The sequence below is a fragment of the Variovorax sp. LARHSF232 genome, from assembly GCF_052871435.1.
The window spans coordinates 515,993-531,503 of the sequence record NZ_JBIXJS010000002.1; the positions used below are offsets into that span (position 1 = coordinate 515,993).

The window sequence follows — 15,511 nt, forward strand, 5'->3', positions numbered from 1 at the left end:
CTATTGGGGTTGCAGGTTGATGGATTTTGCGATGTCGCGGTAGCGCGCGGTTTCGCTCTCGAAGAATTTCTGCGCCTCGGCCAGCGTCATCGGCGCCGCCGCCAGCTGGGTCTGGGCCGCGAGCTGCGAGCGTACGCCCGGGTCGGCCAGGGTGGCAACGACAGCCTTGTGGAGCTTTTGCACCACGTCTTCCGGCGTCTTCCTGGGCACCATGAAGCCGCTCCAGATCGTGTAGTTGAAGTCCTTCAGCGCCGTGCCTTCGCTCACCGTGGGCACGTTTTTCAAGAGCTCGGAGCGCTGCGCGCCCAACTGGCCGATCACCTTGAGCCGGCCTTGTTCGGCCAGCGCGCCCATGGCCGCGCTGTAGACCAGCACCGCGAAGTCGACCTGGCCGCCGCCGATGTCCTGCAACAGCGGCGCGTTGCCCTTGTACGGCGCGTGATTGAGCTTGATGCCGGTCTGCTGCTGCATCTTTTCCAGGATCAGGTGGTAGAGCGAGCCGATGCCCACGCTGCCGTAGCTGAGCGGCTTGTCGGGCGAGGTGCGCACCAGCGCGATCAGTTCGTCCACGCTGTTGGCCGGCAGGTCCTTGCGGGCGACGAAGACCATCACTGCATCGGTCGTGGGCTGCACCAGGCGGAAGTCCTCGGTCTTGAGCTTCACCGCGGCGTTGGCCAGCGGCGAGAGGATCACTTCGTTGGGCGAACCCTGGAAGATGTAGTAGCCGTCGGCCGGCGCCGCCAGCACCTTCTGCGCGGCGATGGCGCCGGCCACGCCGCCCAGGTTCTCCACGACCACCTGCTGCCCCAGCTCCCTGCCCAGCGGCACGGTGAAGATGCGCGCCGCCGCATCCGACGGGCCGCCGGCGGGGTAGGGCACCATCAGGTTGACCGGCTTGGAGGGGTGGCCGGCCTGCTGGGCAGAGGCCATGCCGGCCGCCATCAGCAGGCCGGCGGCGAGGAGGGCGCATCTGCGCAGGAACAACAAGGGCTTCGTCGTCATCTGTCTCTCTCCCATGGGGTGGAAGGCGCATCGTAGGAGTCGCTCATGCCAACGTCCAATGCATTGTTCTATGCATTAGCATGAGTTGAATTCACCTTTGCCTGCATCGCATGACCCTGGTCCAGCTTCGGCACCTGATCTCGCTGGCGTCCACCGGCTCCTTCAGCAAATCGGCCCAGGCGCTGCACCTGACCCAGCCGGCGCTGAGCCGCAGCGTGCGCGCGCTGGAGGACGAGTTGGGCGTGCCGCTCATCGACCGGGTCGGCCGCCGCAACGAGCTCACGCCCTTCGGCCAGGGCGTGCTGCAGCGCGCGCGGCAACTGGTGCTGGATGCGGATGAGCTGCACGACAGCGGCCGGCAGATGAGCCAGGCCCAGGGCGGCGAGTTGCGCGTGGGCATGGGGTCGGGCCCGGGCGCCATGCTGATGACGCCCTTGCTGATGCACATGGCCACGCAGCATCCCAAGGTGCGCGTGGTGGTGGCGCGCGGCCATACCGATCTATTGCTGCAGGCGCTGCGTGCACGTTCTTTGGACGCGCTGGTGGTGGATGCGCTGTCGCTCGAGCCGGCGCCCGATCTCAAGCTCGACACGGTGCGCGAGATGCGCGGCGTCTTCATGTGCCGCCCGGGCCACCCGCTGACACGACGCAAGCGCCAGGGCGTGCGCTTTGCGGACGTGCAGCGCTATCCGATTGCATCCACGCCGTTGAGCAACGAGGTTGCGCGTGCCTTGGTCGAAGCCTACGGACCGCAGGCCCATCCTTCTGCTTGCGTCACCGTGCAGTGCGAGGAAGTGGCCAGCCTGGTGGACGTGGCGCGGCGCAGCGACGCGGTGCTGCTGGCCATTCGCGCGGCCGCGCCGGACCTGGTGGAACTGGACATGCGGCCGGCGCTCCAGCGCGTGGCGCGTTTCGCGTTGGTCACGCTGGACCGGCGCACCGAGGCGCCGGCCTTGCCGATCCTGCGGGAACTGATCGACGCGCTGCTGCGCGACTGATTGCGCCGCCGGCCCTGGCGCGCGCTATGCGAGGAGCAAGCCCTCGTCGAGCAGCGCTTGCACGATCTCGGCTTGCCGCAGGTCGCGGCGTCGCTTGGGATCTGGCCGGTTGGTGGCCTTCGCGGCCATCCATCGCTTGAATTCCACGAACGGCTTGGGTGCGATGGTGCGCATGCGTGCCATCCGGCCCGTGGCGGACACCACGACGTGATCGAATCGTGGGGCGCTGGTAAGCACCGACGCGCGCTGAGCTTGGACCGGCCACAGGTCATTCTCGTCATCAGAAAAGCGAAAGGGGTGCGGGTCATCGCCTTCGGGCTGGCGCCGCAGGAAGTCGATCTCAAAGCCCTTTGCGTTGATGGCGGTTTCGGCCTGCCCTTCCTTGCGAACAAACGTGGGGTCGGCGCGCTGCAGCACGGCCAGCATGGAGACCTCCAAGCGCCCAAGGTCGGTCACAAAGCGGACGCGCCGACGCGCATCCCACAACAGGTCGACGTCCTGCGTCGCCAGCGCGCCCTGGACGATCCGCACGCCGGCAGCTGTTTCGTAGGCATACAGGGCATGCGTCCCCACCACGACAAAGTGCTCGCCCAGGCCTGAATCCTCGATGGCTGCCAGTACGGCCAGCACGGTTGACGGCACTCGCCCGACCTTCAGCGCTTTGTTGAGTCGCTCCGCATCCTTGAGAGCATCGCGCAGTGATTTCAGCCGGGCTTCAACGGCCTTCTTGCGGTTGCCGAAATCCTCGATAAGCCTTTCGGTCTCTGCACTGCGTGGGCCGATTCGCCTTTGCCGATTGTCGGTTTGTGTCCGCACCAGATATTCGTAGGCGCCTTGCTTCTTCCAGTACATGCCTCCGCTGTAGCGGCGCGCTTCGCTTTGGACGCGCATGAACTCCTCGAACACCGTGATGGAGTCGATCAGTTGACGCGCCGCGTTGTCCGGCAAGGGTAGATAGTCCATTGGCCGTAAATTTGTGAATTTTCAAAAATATACGGCCAAACGTTGCGGCGCGCCATCAGGGCGCTGCCGCGGCTCCTCAGGGCGCGATGCCGCTGCTCGTCGCCAGCGCCGCGGCTTCGGCCGCGCAGTCAGCCGCGGGCTTGGCGCCGCGGGCGCGGGCGGCGGTCCATTCGATGCGGGCGGCCTCCAGCTGGGCCATGAACACCGGGCTGGAATGCATCTTGGCGACCGTGGCGGCACCGACCAGGCGGCCGGCGTCGATGTCGCTTTGCCAATGCACGCCGCAGATCGCGCGGCTCTGGCCGAAGGCGCGGCCGCGCTGCAGCAGCACATCGGCGCGTTCCGGCGCCACCTCGCTCAGCACCAGCGCCCAGGCCCAGCCGAGAGAGGCGTGGCCCGAAGGGTAGGAGCCATCCTTGGCCAGCTTGGCTTCTTCCGCCGGCGTGCAACTGGGCGCCTTCAAGGCGACGAAGGGCCGGGTGCGCTGGTACTTGTCCTTGGCCTTGTAGGTGGCCAGGCCGGCGTCGCCCAGGGTGCGGCGCATCAGCATCGTCAGGTTGGGCGCTTCGCTTTCCGAGATGGGGATGCCCAGCGCGCAGGAGAAGGTGCCAAGGGACGCGGGGTAGGAGAGGTCGGCGTCGGCCGCCGCCAGCTTGCCGCGCGGGCCCGATTGCAGCACGGTGAGCGCCTTGAAGGTGGCCGTGTCTTCGGCCAGCGCGGCCGAGCCCGCGGCGGGCGGCGCCGGCAGCAGGGCCAGGCTGTCGGGCAGCTCGGCGCTCGACAGGTAGCCCTTGAGGATGCCGGTGCCCGCCCGCAGTTCGCCGACGTCGGCGGCCTTCACCGGGGCGGTGGCGCGCTGCGGGCCGGCGCAGGCGCTCAGCAGGAGCATGGAACAGGCGGCCAGCGTGGCCAGTGGCAGCGGGGAGCAGCGATTCATGGAGTCTCTATTTCTTGGCTTGTGAGCCTTGACGACATGTCAGGCCGGCCGAGGCTACCAAGAAGGGCCGTGCCGCCGCCCGTGGTCATCCCGCAGATCGGCTGGCCTTGAGGTGCGCCTTCACGTGCTCGGCCAGCGCGATCTCCCCGGGCGTCCCTGGCGTGAAGGTCTCCACCGGCATCGGCCTGCCCTCTTCGTCCACCGACACGAACACGATCAGGCACTCGGTCGTGGTCTGCATCTGGCCGCCCTTCATGTCGCTGCTGCGCACCTGCACCGAGATGTTCATGCTGGTGCTGCCGGTGTAGACCAGCCGCGCCTCCACCTCGACCAGGTCGCCGATGCGGATCGGCCGGTGAAAGCGGATGCTGCCGATGAAGACGGTGACGCAGTAGCGCTTGGACCAACTGGTGGCGCACGCATAGCCGGCCTCGTCGATCCACTTCATGACGGTGCCGCCATGCACCTTGCCGCCGAAGTTGACGGTGCTGGGTTCGGCCAGAAAGCGCAGGGTGATGCTGGACATGGGGGCTCCTCGGCCAGGATGTGTTGTAGGGGTGCGGAAATTATCCGCCGCCGAAGAGCTGCGCCATGGTCCGGCGCAGCCACATGTTGCCGGCGTCGGCATGGAAGCGCTCGTGCCAGTGCTGCTTGACGGCATAGCTGGGCAGCGCAAAGGGCGGCTCCACCAGCTTTACCGGCTCCTGCGTGGCCAGCACCTCGCCCAGCACGCGCGGCACGATCACCAGGAGCTCGGTGCGCGCCACGATGCGCGCCACGCCCAGAAAGCTGGACAGGTGCGCCACCACGTGCCGATCGATGCGCTGCTTGGCAATGGTCTTGTCGACGATGGCGTGGCCAGTGCCCGACGACGCCACCACGGCATGCGCCTCGCTCGAGAAGCGCTTGACCGTCATGCGTGCGCCGGTGATGCGCGGATGGTCTTTCGCGACCAGGCAGACGAAGTTCTGCTTGAACAGGGTCTGCTGGTAGAAGCCGGCGTCCAGCTGCGGCATGAAGCCGACCGCCAGGTCGACCTCGCCGTCTTCCAGCCGGCGCGCGCTGGCGGTGGAGACGATCTCGGTCTCGATGCGCACGCCTGGCGCGGCTTGGCGTAGGTGGCCGAGCAAGGCGGGCAGCAGCACCACCTCGCTGATGTCGGTCAGGCAGATGCGAAAGCTGCGCTGCGCGCTGGGGGCGTCGAAGGCGACCCGGCTGCCGCGCGCGATCTCCAGCTGCGCCAGCACTTCGCGCAGCGCCGGGTACAGCTCCTGCGCGCGCGGGGTCGGCAGCATGCCCTGGGCGGTGCGGGTGAACAGGCGGTCGTCGAAATGGCGGCGCAGCTTGTTCAGCGCCGTGCTGGCGGCCGACTGCGCCATGCCCAGGCGCTCGGCCGCCTTGGACACGCTGCCGCTTTGATAAACCGCGTCGAACACGCTGATCCAGTCCAGGTCCAGCCCTGCCATGGCCGCCGCTCCTCTTCGCTTGTGGGTGGGCAGCATTATCCGAAAACAAGATGCACTCTATCGCCCGACACGTCTTGAGGAAATAGTGGGGCGGGCGAACAATCCGGCTCAGCCCCCAGGAGACAACGCCATGAGTACCGTCACCAAAGCACAGCGCGCCGACTACTACGAGCGCATCCGCCCGCTGCATCTCGCGCCGCTGTGGGAGTCGCTCCATACCCTGGTGCCGCGCGAGCCGCAAACGCCCTGCGTGCCGGCCCTGTGGCGCTACGACGAGGTGATCAAGCCCCTGTTGATGCAGTCGGCCTCGCTGATCACCGCCGAGGAGGCGGTGCGCCGCGTGCTGGTGCTGGAGAACCCGGCGCTGCCGGGCCGCGCCTGCATCACGCAATCGCTCTATGCCGGCCTGCAGCTCATCATGCCGGGCGAGGTGGCGCCTTCGCACCGTCACGTGCAGTCGGCGCTGCGCTTCATCGTCGACGGCCGCGGCGCCTACACCACGGTGGAGGGCGAGCGCACCACCATGGTCCCGGGCGACTTCATCATCACGCCGTCGTGGGCCTGGCACGACCATGGCAACGAGGGCATCGACGGTGTCAGCGAGCCGGTGGTGTGGCTCGACGGGTTGGACATCCCCATGCTGCGCTTCTTCGACGCCGGCTTTGCCGAGAACGACGAGAAGCGCATGCAGACCGTCTCGCATCCCGAGGGCCAGAGCTTTGCCCGCTTCGGCCACAACATGGTGCCGGTGCGGCATGACCACGCCACGCCCACCTCGCCCATCTTCAGCTACCCCTATTCGCGCAGCCGCGAAGCGCTGGCGCAGCTGCAAAAGAGCGAGGTGCCCGATGCCTGGCAGGGTCACAAGCTGCGCTACATCAATCCGCTGACCGGTGGCGCGCCGATGCCCACCATCGCCACCTTCCTGCAGCTGCTGCCCAAGGGCTTTGCCGGCAAGGCGCATCGCAGCACCGACGGCAGCGTCTACAGCGTGGTGGAAGGGCGCGGCACCGCGCACATCGGCGGCGAGTCGTTCGCCTTCGGGCCGCGCGACACCTTCGTCGTGCCTTCCTGGGCGCCGCTGCGGCTGGACACCAGCGAAGAAGCGGTGCTGTTCAGTTTTTCCGACCGGCCGGTGCAACTCGCCATGGGCGTGCTGCGCGAAGCCTTTCTTTGAACCCAACTTTCGAGACGCCCCATGTCCTACGTTGTTTCGCCGCCCGCCGTCGTGGGCCTTCCCGTCGTCGGCAGCGCCGGCCAGTTTCCCGTGCGCCGCGTCTACTGCGTCGGCCGCAACTACGCGGCGCATGCGCGCGAGATGGGTTTCGATCCGGACCGCGAGCCGCCCTTCTTCTTCTGCAAGCCCAATGACGATGCCTCCATCGTGCCGGTGCCTGCCGGCGAGACGGCAGCCATTCCCTACCCGGGCCTGACCTCCAACTACCACTACGAGGCCGAGCTGGTGGTGGCCATCGGCAAGGGCGGCCGCGACATCGCGATGGAAGCCGCCGCCTCGCACATCTACGGCTATGCGATCGGCCTGGACATGACCCGGCGCGACCTGCAGATCAAGATGCGCGAGCAGGGCCGGCCCTGGGAAATCGGCAAGGCCTTCGACCACTCGGCGCCCATCGGCCCGGTGCGCCGCCTGGCCGACATCGGCGAGCTGAACCAGGGCGCGATCACGCTGACGGTGGATGGCCAGACCCGCCAGTCCAGCGACATCACGCACCTGATCTGGTCGGTGAGCGAGGTGATCGCCAACCTGTCGACCCTGTTCGAACTGCAGCCCGGTGACCTGATCTTCACCGGCACGCCCGAAGGCGTGGGCGCGGTCCAGCGCGGCCAGACGATCGAGGTGCGCGTCGACGGGCTGGATGCGTTGTCGGTCCGCATCGTCTAGGTGACTTCGATGGCCGCGAATTCTTCACCCTGCGTGCTGCTGGTGGGCGGCGGCATCGGCGGCATGGCCGCGGCGCTTGCGCTGGCGCGCCTGGGCCTCTCGGTGGAACTGCTGGAACAAAGCGCCACCATCGGCGAGATCGGCGCCGGCCTGCAGCTGGGCCCCAACGCCTTTGCCGCCCTCGACGCACTGGGCGTGGGCGAGGCGGTGCGCAGCAAGGCGGTGTTCACCGAGCGGCTGGTGATGATGGACGCGGTCGACTGCAGCGAGGTCGCCTCGGTGCAGGTGGGCGAAGACTTTCGCGCGCGCTTTCGCAACCCCTATGCGGTGAGCCACCGGGCCGACCTGCACGGCGCCATCTTCGATGCGGTGCAGCAGCACCCGGGCATCCGTTTTCACACCTCGGCCGCCGTGGAGCAACTTGAGGTGGGCGACGAGGGCGTGCACGCGGCCACCCGCGACGGCCGGCACTTCAGGGCCTCGGCCGTGGTCGGCTGCGACGGCGTCAAGTCGGTGGTGCGCGCCAAATTGCTGGGCGATGCGCCGCGCGTGTCGGGCCATGTGGTGTACCGTGCGGTGGTACCGGCCGAGCGCATGCCGGCCGATCTGCGCTGGAACGCGCCGGTGGTCTGGGCCGGACCCGACTGCCACCTGGTGCACTACCCCCTGCGCGATGGCGAGCAATACAACCTGGTCGTCACCTTCCACAGCCGCGACAAGGAAGAGTGGGGCGTGACCGAAGGCAGCCAGGAAGAAGTGCTGTCCTACTTCGAAGGCATCCATGCGCGCCCGCGCCAGCTCTTGAGCCTGCCGACCTCGTGGCGCCGCTGGAGCACGGCCGATCGCGATCCGGTGGCGCAATGGGGGCGCGGCCCGGCCACCTTGCTGGGCGATGCCGCACACCCCATGATGCAGTACCTGGCCCAGGGCGCCTGCATGGCGCTGGAAGACGCCGTGACCCTGGGCGCCGCAGTGGAACGCTGCGGCGGCGACTTGCCACGTGCCTTCCGCCTGTACGAAGCGGCGCGCGTCGCCCGCACCGCCCGCGTCGTGCTGTCGGTGCGCGAGATGGGGCGCATCTATCACGCCAAAGGCGTGGAGCGCTTGGTGCGCAACAGCCTGTGGACCGGCCGCACGCAGCAGCGCTTCTACGACGCCGTCGAATGGCTCTATGCCTGGCGCCCCGAGCATTGCCTGGACGACGCGCGCGCGGCCGGCATCGAGAACTGAGCTAGCAAACACACGAAGAAAACCGGAGACAAGACGACATGAAATCCCACCCCCTACTAGCTGGCCTGGCGACCATGCTGTTTGCCGGACTGGCCTGCGCGCAGGGCGCTCCTGCCGCCGACTACCCGAACAAGCCGGTCACCCTGATCACGCCGTTCGCCGCCGGCAGCGGGCCCGACGCGGTGCTGCGCCTGATCTCCGACAAGCTGGGCCGCCAGTGGAACCAGCGCGTGGTGGTGGACAACAAGCCCGGCGGCGGCGGCTTCATCGCCATCGATGCAGCCCGGCGCGCCGCGCCCGACGGCTACACCCTGCTGCAGCTGGACAGCGAGCACATCGCCGCGCTGCCGCACCTGTACAAGAGCAAGGGCTTCGTGCCCCTGCAGCACTTCGACCCGGTGGCCTCGCTCTTTCGCACGCCCTTCTTCGTGGCCGTGCCCAGCACCTCGAACTGGAAGAACATGACGGACCTGATCGCCGCGGCCAGGCAGAAGAACGGCGACCTCACCTACGGCTCCTGGGGCGTGGGAAGCCCCGGCCACCTGGGCGCCCAGCAGCTGGAAGCACTGACCGGCACCCGCATGCAGCACGTGCCCTTCAAGGAGGTGTCGCAGCTTTACGCCAACGTGGGCAGCGGCGAGGTCAGCTGGGCCTACGCCAGCATTCCGTCGAGCCAGGGCATCTACAAGGCCGGCAAGCTGCGCTACATCGCGGTGGCTGCCGACAAGCGCGTGCCGCAGATGCCGGACGTGCCGACCATGGCCGAAGCCGGCGGGCCGGCCGGGCTGGAAGTGAACTCCTTTGTCTCACTTCTGACGCCCAAGGGTGTGCCGCCATCAATCAAGGCGAAAATCAATGCCGATGTCGCCAAAGTGATCGCCGACCCCGAGATTCGTGCCCGCTTCGATACCTTCGCGTTCGAGCCGCTGGCCTGGTCACCGGAAGAGATCACGCGCAACGCCGAAGCCAAGTCCAAGATCTATGGCGATCTGGTGAAGCGGGGCAACATCAGCCTGGACTGAACCACCTCGAACCAACACCACATGCGACCCACCAAGACCACCAAACGAAGCCTTCTTCTTTCCGCGCTCGGCCTGGCCGCAGGCGCGCTGCTGCCGGCCACCGGCGCGCAGGCGCAGGCCTGGCCCACCAAGCCAGTGCGCATCCTGGTCGGCTTCCCGGGCGGCTCCACGCCCGACATCGCCGCGCGCACCATCGCCGAGCCGCTGGCCAAGGCGCTGGGCCAACCGGTGGTCATCGACAACAAGCCGGGCGCGTCGGGCAACATCGCCGCCGACCAGGTCGCCAAGGCCACCGACGATCACACGCTGGGCGTGGTGATCAACGGCAACCTGACCTCGTCGAAGATGCTGTATTCCAGGCTGCCTTACGACCCGGCCAAGGACTTCACCTACCTGTCGCTCCTGACCACCGCGCCGCTGCTGCTGGTGACGCCCACCAACGAGCCCTCGGGCGCCGCTTTCCTGGATGCGGCGCGCAAGGCCGGCAACACCTGGAACTACGGCTCGGTGGGCGTCGGCTCGGTCGGCCACCTGGGCATGGAGCAGCTGCAAAGCCGCGTGCCCGGCATGGCCGCGCAGCACGTGCCCTATCAGGGCAACCCGCAGGTGGTGACGGCCATGATCGGTGGCCAGGTGCAGATGGCACTGATTCCGCCCGGCGTGGCCATGCCGCAAGTCAGGGCCGGCAAGCTCAAGGCCGTGGGCCTCACCGGCGGCCGCAGCACCCTGGTGCCGGACATCCCGCCGCTGGCCGAAGCCGGTGTGAAGGACTTCAACCTGGAAGTCTGGACCGCGCTGCTGGGCCCGGCCAACTTGTCGAAGGTGGCGCAGGAGCGCATCACGCGCGAGCTGGCCGTGATCATGAAGAACCCCGAAGTGCGCCAGCGCCTGTTCGATCAGGGCTGGCAAGCCGTCGGCACCTCGCCCGAAGGCATGCGCCTGCGGGTGAAGGAAGAAGCCGCCATCATGTCGCGAATCATTTCCACCAAAGGCATCAAGATCCAATGAGCAACGCGCTGGTCGAGCCCGCACGCACCCTGCCGGTTTTTGGTGAATTCGATGTGGTGGTCGTCGGTGGCGGGCCGGCCGGCATCGCGGCCGCGCTGAGCGCCGCGCGCCATGGCGCGCGCACCCTGCTGGTGGAACGCTACGGCTTTCTGGGCGGCATGGGCACGGCCGGCGGCGTCACCAACTTTGCCGGGCTGTACGGCAAGGTGGGTGGCGAGATGCGCCAGGTGGTGCATGGCGTGGTCGACGAGCTGCTGGCGCGGCTCGAGGCGGCCTGCGGCCTCAACAAGCCGCAGGACGGCATGGGCGGGCGCATCCGCGTGCGCTCCTACGACATCTCGGCCTACAAGTGCGCGGCCGATCCCTTGCTGCTGGAGGCTGGCGTGCAGATGCTGTTCCACGCCTGGGCGGCGGCCGTGATCAAGGAGGGCTCGCGCATCGCGGCGCTGGTGGTCGAGACCAAGTCCGGCCGCCAGGCCATCCGCGCCAACGCGTTCATCGACTGCTCGGGCGATGCCGACGTGGCCGCCTTTGCCGGCGTGCCTTTCGAGGTGGGCGATGGCCAGGGCAGCAGCCTCTTTCCCACCACCATGTTCCGCGTCGGCCACGTCGATGCGCCGCGTGCGCTGGCGGCGGTGGGCGAGTTCAAGGCGATCAACGAGCTGATGGACCGGGCCCGCGAAAGCAAGCCAGGCGCCTACGACTTCCCGCGCGAAGGCGCGATCCTGCGTCCGCAGATCGACCCGCGCGAATGGCGTGCCAACGTCACCCAGATCCGCAACGCGCAGGGCAAGGCCATGAACGGCGTCGATGCCGGCGAGCTGAGCGCCGGCGAGGTCGAGGGCCGGCGCCAGATCCGCGAGTACTTCCGCTTTTTGAAGGCGGAGGTGCCGGGCTTCGAGGCGTCATCCATCGTCGACATCGCGCCGCAGGTGGGCATCCGCGAGACGCGCCGCATCGCCGGGCTCTATGCGCTCGAAGGCGAAGACATCCTGTCGTCCGCACGGTTCGAGGACAGCATCGGCGTCAACGCCTGGCCGATGGAAATCCATGGTGACGGCAAGATCGAATGGCGCTTTCCGCGCGACGAAGCCAACGCCACCAACCAGCTGCCCTGGCGCATGCTGGTGCCGCAAGGCGGCGTGGACAACCTGCTGGTGGCAGGCCGCTGCGCGTCGATGACGCACGAGGGCCAGTCGGCCGCGCGCGCCAGCGGCGGGTGCTTCGTCATGGGGCAGGCGGCGGGTACGGCGGCGGCGACGCTGGGTGCGGGCCGTTTTGCCGATGTCGATGTAGGCCAACTCCAAAACAAGCTGGTGACCGACGGCGTGTATCTGGGCTGACTGCCCGGCGACAGGCCCCTGGCCGGTTCTTTGCTATGGTGCTGGGTCCTCCCTGCGTGCACCACGATGACCGATTCCGCTGCCTTCGCCGCCCCTCCCGATTTCACCGACCCCGCCACCGCGCCGCGACTGGTCGCGCAACTGGTCGAGCTGATGCAGCTCGAGTCCACGGGCGAAGATCGCTTCCGTGGCCAGAGCGCCAACATCGGCACCCCGGCGGTGTTCGGTGGCCAGGTGCTGGGCCAGGCCCTGGTGGCGGCCAGCCGCACCGTGCCGGCCGACCGCGCCGTGCATTCGATGCATGCCTACTTCCTGCTGCCGGGCGAGCACGCACCCATCGACTACACGGTGCACCGCGCGCGCGACGGCCGCAGCTTCACCACCCGCCATGTCATCGCCAAGCAGCAAGGCCGCGAGATCTTCGAGATGGCGGCTTCCTTCCAGACGAAGGATGAAGGCATCGAGCACCAGGACGCGATGCCCGACGCGCCCGAGCCGCTGGCGCAACCCACCGAACTCGAGCGCCGCATCGCCCTGGGCGAGCGCGTGCCGGAGAACTTCCGCTACCGCGGCCTGATTTCGCACGGCCTGGAGGTGCGCGTGGTGGATGCGCCCGATCTGCTGGCACCCAAGTCCACCACGCCGCAATCGCTGATCTGGATGCGCGCCGTGGCGCCGCTGCCGGACGATCCGCTGGTGCATCGCGCCCTGCTGGCCTATGCCTCCGACAACGGTCTGCTGCGCGCCGCCATGAACCCGCACGGCCTGACCTTTTTCAGCGGCAAGCTGCGCGTTGCCAGCCTGGACCACGCGATGTGGTTCCACCGCGATTTCCGGCTGGACGATTGGCTGCTCTATGTGATTGATTCGCCCAGCGCGCAAGGGTCGCGCGGGCTGTGCCGAGGCAGCATCTTCACGCGGGATGGGCGGTTGGTGGCGTCGACGGCTCAGGAGGGGATGCTGCGGGTCAAGGAGCCCTGACCCCTCGGGATTCGTTGGGCGTTCGTGCCCCACCGTTGTCGATGCAACGGGCTCTTGTCAAAGGGTGGAAAACCTCGATGGATCAAGGACTTGGGGAAATTGAAACGGCCTCAGTCACACTGGCACTCGCCTTGATCGCGTAGATGCGCCGCATAGAACCAGGTACCTGTTGAGGAAATATGACCCGCTTCTTCTCTGAAGGCGCCGCCAACTGGCGCACGCTCCAAGATTTACCGAATGAGTCTTTTGTTTGCGGCTTCTGCAATACGAAGGTCTCATCAATCAAGGGCTACAAACTTGGTCAGCACGGTGACGCTAGCGGCTCCAAGATTGGTGGTCTTTATGTTTGTCCCAATTGCGGTGGCCCGAGTTTCTTCACTCCAACTGGCGGTCGCTACCCGACCCCAGCGCTTGGCAACCCTGTCAAACATGTACCTCCGGACCTCTACGCTCTATACGAAGAAGCTCGGCGATCCTCAAGTCAAAATTGCTTCACCGGCGCGGTTCTCTTGTGCCGCAAAATGCTCATGAACATCGCTGTTCAACAGGGAGCAGCAGAAGGCTTGAAGTTTGTCGAGTACGTCAACTACATCGCCGACAAAGGCTTCGTTCCCCCGAATGGAAAACATTGGGTCGATCACATTCGCAAGAAGGGAAACGAAGCAACCCACGAAATCGCAATCATGGGTGAGCAGGACGCCAAAGACTTGATCTCGTTCATTGAAATGCTCCTTCGATTCATATACGAGTTTCCCAGCATGGTTCCGGCTCAGCCTTGAGCGCTCGCACGTCATTCCGTCGGACCTGCCCCGGCGTGCGGGCTGGCGAATTCAAATACTAGAAATCACAACTGAAATCAGAGGAACTCGTGTCATCAGAACAGCCAACGTGGCAAGCCGCACTCGAAGCAAGGGACGACCTAGAGCAATATGGAGACAACGCCATTGGGCTGTTTGCGCTTGCACTTCGCTTTGCGCTTGACGATATCCATAGCGTCGCAGCGGAGTCCGTGACTGACGGCAGCGACGACAAGAAGTGTGACCTCATCTTCATCGACAGAGAAGAAGGTGTCGCAGTAGTGGCTCAGTGCTACTTCTCATCGAAAGACAAACGAAGTGCGCCAGCCAACAAAGCTTCCGACCTAAACACCGCGGTTGCTTGGCTCCTGCAACGAGACGTGAAAGAACTTCCCGAACGCCTTCGTTCGGCCGCCACTGAACTTCGATCGGCAATTGCCGATGGAGATGTTCGGCGCTTCGAGGCATGGTATGTACACAACCTGCCTGAATCTACCAACGTAGAGGACGAGCTATCCACAGTGGCTGCCACCGCAAAGACAGTTATCGATGCTTTGCACCCTGCAGCTCGAGTCTCAATTTCAACTTCGGAGATTGGCCGCAAGACTCTTGAGACGTGGTACTCAGAAACTTTGTCTCCGATCCTCGTTAACGATGAGGTAAAGATCGGTGTGGAATCCGGCTTCGCCATAAAGACAGGGGGATGGCAGGCCTATGTGACAGCAGTTCCGGCACGAGTACTGCATCGCCTGTACACCAAGCATAAGACGCGACTGTTCTCCGCCAATGTACGGGACTATTTGGGCTCCCGGAGCAGCGATGCGAACATTAACAACGGAATCAAACGCACCGCCCAGTCGTCACCAGAGGACTTCTGGGTGTTTAACGACGGAGTTACTGTTTTAACCCACCATTTTGAAGAGTCTGTTGTCAAAGGGAAGAAACAGCTTCTTGTTCGTGGGGTCTCCATCGTGAATGGCGCGCAGACTACCGGCGCACTTGGGTCACTAGCAAAGTCACCCGACCCTAAAGCCTTGGTGCCAGCGCGCTTTGTTCAGACCTCTAAGCCCGATCTGATCTACGACATCATTCAGTACAACAACAGTCAGAACAAAGTAACAGCATCAGACTTTAGAAGTACCGATCGCATCCAGAAGCGCCTCCGCGAGGAAGTGGCTGCAATCCCAAATGCTAAGTACGAGGGCGGTCGACGTGGCGGCCACAAGGATGTCATTGAACGCAACAAGAACCTGCTTCCTTCGTACACCGTTGGCCAGGCCCTTGCCGCTTTTCATCAGGACCCGCTTACTGCGTACAACCTCAAGAGCGAGATTTGGGTGTCGGACCCGATGTACGCGCGATTCTTCAATGACGACACGACAGGGCCCCACCTTGTGCTCTGCTTCGCGCTACTGCGAGCTGTCGAGGATGCCAAACGCGCGCTCGTTGGAAAGTCAAAGACTGAAGCATCACTTTCTGTGCAAGAAGCTGAACTCCTTTCATACTTCCGGCATCGAGGGTCTACATACTTGTTCGTTTCTGCAATCGCGTCATGTATGGAGACGTTTGCGGGACGGCGGACTCCCATCCTGGCGCGGACTTCCTTTGGGCCAAAAACTTCCCCCAAGCAAGCCACGCAGCACTGGGCAGAAATCGTCAAACTTGTGTCTCCGTTTTGCCAGCAACTCGTAGAAGCGCTTAGTGATGGTCTGAAAAATAATGAGCGCGCGCAGAAGGCCATCACGACGTTCCGAAGCCTCGTTCAGGCAACTTCGGGGGCGAACGCCGACGCGTACAAGAGGTTCGCCAAGTTCGTGGCTCTGAGCAAGTAACTTCTAACCCTTCCATCGAGAGGACTTGC

General features: G+C 65.6%; 15 protein-coding genes. 10 read left to right on the top strand and 5 right to left on the bottom strand.

Annotated elements, in window-relative coordinates; translation table 11 throughout:
* Entirely contained in the window at positions 1–1,002 is a 1,002-nt protein-coding gene (locus ACIPRI_RS07815; protein WP_446620851.1) for a tripartite tricarboxylate transporter substrate binding protein, read from the bottom strand.
* Positions 1,003–1,112: 110 nt separating this feature from the next.
* On the opposite strand from ACIPRI_RS07815, the gene ACIPRI_RS07820 reads away from it, so the two are divergent.
* Positions 1,113–2,000: a LysR family transcriptional regulator gene (locus ACIPRI_RS07820; protein WP_446620852.1), complete on the top strand. Its 888-nt coding sequence runs from the start codon at positions 1,113–1,115 to the stop codon at positions 1,998–2,000.
* Between the two features lie 24 nt (positions 2,001–2,024).
* Here ACIPRI_RS07820 and ACIPRI_RS07825 read toward each other — a convergent pair whose 3' ends face one another.
* The 4 genes from ACIPRI_RS07825 to ACIPRI_RS07840 all read right to left on the bottom strand — a co-directional run bounded on the left by ACIPRI_RS07825 (position 2,025) and on the right by ACIPRI_RS07840 (position 5,366).
* Positions 2,025–2,963, bottom strand: coding sequence for a GSU2403 family nucleotidyltransferase fold protein (locus ACIPRI_RS07825; protein WP_446620853.1), 939 nt, complete (start codon positions 2,961–2,963; stop codon positions 2,025–2,027).
* Positions 2,964–3,039: 76 nt separating this feature from the next.
* Positions 3,040–3,900 carry an acid phosphatase gene (locus tag ACIPRI_RS07830; protein WP_446620854.1) on the bottom strand — a complete coding sequence of 287 codons (861 nt, stop codon included), beginning with the start codon at positions 3,898–3,900 and terminating at the stop codon, positions 3,040–3,042.
* An 85-nt stretch (positions 3,901–3,985) separates the two neighbouring features.
* Positions 3,986–4,426 carry an acyl-CoA thioesterase gene (locus tag ACIPRI_RS07835; RefSeq protein ID WP_446620855.1) on the bottom strand — a complete coding sequence of 147 codons (441 nt, stop codon included), beginning with the start codon at positions 4,424–4,426 and terminating at the stop codon, positions 3,986–3,988.
* Positions 4,427–4,466: 40 nt separating this feature from the next.
* Positions 4,467–5,366, bottom strand: a complete 900-nt coding sequence (locus tag ACIPRI_RS07840) for a LysR family transcriptional regulator (RefSeq protein WP_446620856.1) — start codon at positions 5,364–5,366, stop codon at positions 4,467–4,469.
* A gap of 130 nt (positions 5,367–5,496) precedes the next feature.
* On the opposite strand from ACIPRI_RS07840, the gene gtdA reads away from it, so the two are divergent.
* The 9 genes from gtdA (at position 5,497) to ACIPRI_RS07885 (ending at position 15,482) form a co-directional block, all read left to right on the top strand.
* Positions 5,497–6,543, top strand: a complete 1,047-nt coding sequence (gtdA, locus tag ACIPRI_RS07845) for a gentisate 1,2-dioxygenase (protein ID WP_446620857.1) — start codon at positions 5,497–5,499, stop codon at positions 6,541–6,543.
* A gap of 21 nt (positions 6,544–6,564) precedes the next feature.
* Positions 6,565–7,269 (top strand): fumarylacetoacetate hydrolase family protein, encoded by a 705-nt coding sequence (locus tag ACIPRI_RS07850; RefSeq protein ID WP_446620858.1) that lies wholly within the window; start codon positions 6,565–6,567, stop codon positions 7,267–7,269.
* Positions 7,270–7,278: 9 nt separating this feature from the next.
* Entirely contained in the window at positions 7,279–8,499 is a 1,221-nt protein-coding gene (locus ACIPRI_RS07855; RefSeq protein ID WP_446620859.1) for a 3-hydroxybenzoate 6-monooxygenase, read from the top strand.
* A 38-nt stretch (positions 8,500–8,537) separates the two neighbouring features.
* On the top strand, positions 8,538–9,521 hold the full coding sequence (locus ACIPRI_RS07860; protein WP_446620860.1) for a Bug family tripartite tricarboxylate transporter substrate binding protein: 984 nt from the start codon (positions 8,538–8,540) through the stop codon (positions 9,519–9,521).
* 21 nt (positions 9,522–9,542) lie between these two features.
* Positions 9,543–10,529 carry a Bug family tripartite tricarboxylate transporter substrate binding protein gene (locus ACIPRI_RS07865; RefSeq protein WP_446620861.1) on the top strand — a complete coding sequence of 329 codons (987 nt, stop codon included), beginning with the start codon at positions 9,543–9,545 and terminating at the stop codon, positions 10,527–10,529.
* Complete coding sequence (locus ACIPRI_RS07870; protein WP_446620862.1) at positions 10,526–11,872, top strand: FAD-dependent oxidoreductase; 1,347 nt, start codon at positions 10,526–10,528, stop codon at positions 11,870–11,872. The genes ACIPRI_RS07865 and ACIPRI_RS07870 overlap by 4 nt, the downstream gene beginning before the upstream one ends.
* Before the next feature lie 66 nt (positions 11,873–11,938).
* Entirely contained in the window at positions 11,939–12,853 is a 915-nt protein-coding gene (locus ACIPRI_RS07875) for an acyl-CoA thioesterase (RefSeq protein ID WP_446620863.1), read from the top strand.
* Positions 12,854–13,032: 179 nt separating this feature from the next.
* A complete protein-coding gene (locus ACIPRI_RS07880; RefSeq protein WP_446620864.1) occupies positions 13,033–13,632 on the top strand; it encodes a DUF4145 domain-containing protein in 600 nt (199 codons plus the stop codon).
* 89 nt (positions 13,633–13,721) lie between these two features.
* Complete coding sequence (locus ACIPRI_RS07885; RefSeq protein WP_446620865.1) at positions 13,722–15,482, top strand: AIPR family protein; 1,761 nt, start codon at positions 13,722–13,724, stop codon at positions 15,480–15,482.
* Positions 15,483–15,511 lie beyond the last annotated feature (29 nt).